This is a genomic window from Alkalibacillus haloalkaliphilus (assembly GCF_007991275.1).
Lineage (GTDB): Bacteria > Bacillota > Bacilli > Bacillales > Alkalibacillaceae > Alkalibacillus > Alkalibacillus haloalkaliphilus.
On the sequence record NZ_BJYA01000032.1, the window covers coordinates 1 to 1,783 of the forward strand.

The 1,783-nt window shown below is 40.1% G+C and carries 1 protein-coding gene; it reads left to right on the forward strand.

Annotated features, from left to right (window positions below; translation table 11 throughout):
- Positions 1 to 114 precede the first annotated feature (114 nt).
- On the forward strand, positions 115 to 1,392 hold the full coding sequence (locus AHA02nite_RS14915; RefSeq protein ID WP_146818683.1) for an IS110 family RNA-guided transposase: 1,278 nt from the start codon (positions 115 to 117) through the stop codon (positions 1,390 to 1,392).
- The last annotated feature ends 391 nt before the right edge of the window (positions 1,393 to 1,783 follow it).

Consider the following 1,783-nt stretch of genomic DNA (forward strand, 5'->3'; position numbering starts at 1 on the left):
TGTTCCCGCAGGAGCATTCCTATCGACTTTGTTTAATACCTCTTGAACAAAAAATGGTCCTTCGTTATGATGCTGTCATAAGACAAAAACCACAGATCATAAGGAGGACCTACTATGCATCATAAACGTAATCAACGTGTGAATCAAGTAACTGAGAACAGTCTTGTTGTCGGAATTGACATCGCGAAGCACACACATTATGGGCTCGCCATTGATGACCGAGGGCAAGAACTAGGAAAAGCATTTCCTTTTAAGCAGTCCCTTGAAGGGTTTCACAAGTTATTGATGCAACTTAATCAACTGAAGGAAGATCATCAAAAGACTGAGGTCTTAGTTGGCTTTGAGCCAACTGGTCACTATTGGAAAAACCTAGCGGCTTTTCTAATTGAACATGAGATCCCGTTTGTGACAGTAAACCCTATGCATGTCAATCGCACAAAAGAACTTGATGATAATTTACAAACAAAGAATGATCAGAAAGACGCACGTGTGATTGCCAAGTTAGTTACATCCGGAAACTTTAGTTTTCCGCGTAAACTAGAAGGGATTGAACACGAACTTCGTGAAGGGGCAACTCTACGAAACAGAATCAAAGACGATATCGCATCAACCAAGAATCGTATCACAGGATTTATGGACTTGTACTTTCCTGAATTCTCTCATGTATTTAAAGGGTATGGGAAACAGGCTTGCGCAGTCCTTAAAAATACTCCATTCCCGTCTGATTTAAAAGGACAGCGTCCTGAAGAATTAGCTGCTTGGATTAAAGAATGCTCAAAATCAACTTATTCACCTAAAAAGAAGACCGAAAGACTCTGTAAACTAGCTGAACAATCAATTGGATTGACAGAAGGAACAGTGATGGCACGAAAACAAATTACCACACTGGTTCATCAACTCGAACTCCTTCAAGAACAACTATATGAAGTGGAACAACAGCTAGAAGAGCTAGTTAAAGAAATGCCTGAATTTGAATACTTAACATCTATTCGTGGTATCGGTGAACAAACCGTTGTTGAGTTGCTTGCCTACACAGGTTCTTTATCTGGTTATGATCATCCACGCCAAATAATAAAACTAGCGGGATTGACATTACGAGAAAACTCATCTGGCCTTATGAGAGGAACCAAACGATTGTCCAAGAGAGGCAGGAAGGACTTACGGTCCTTGTTATTTAAAGCTATTCTGCCACTTATTCAAAATAATCAATCGTTCTATGATTTGTATCAATATTACATCACACGATCAGAAAACCCATTGCGTAAAAAGGAAGCTATGGTGGTTCTGTGTTCCAAGCTTATTAAGGTTATGCATGGATTAGCCAAGCACGAAACACATTTTGATCCTGAACGAATGAGTGAAGATATTCCCTTCTTACAAGAAGTAGCATAGAGAGCACTTTCCTAATTCACAAAAAGGATGACACAGGGAGCTGGCGAAAGCGGAGACATAAGACTACGAGTCCATGCAGGAGCATGATGCCGGCCTCTGCCTTATGAAAAGGCCCTATGAAGGAATGTAAGCGCACGACGCCAAGAGAAATGGGAGGGTAAGTCTTCATAAGTTAGCAGAGAATGATACGTGCATCGAATAACCTCACCTTTTTCTGTTAATTTATTACAATTAACAGACGCGAAGCGTGCGCTGTATTTCCTTTTCTTTTCAATATTGTAATTTTCTTTGTGAAACAAAAGGCTCTATAAAAATTTTTTTAAAAAGCTAAACACCGTTCGTGGTTGATATGACGCCAATCTCCGAGGGAGTCTACGCATTTTGATTCCGC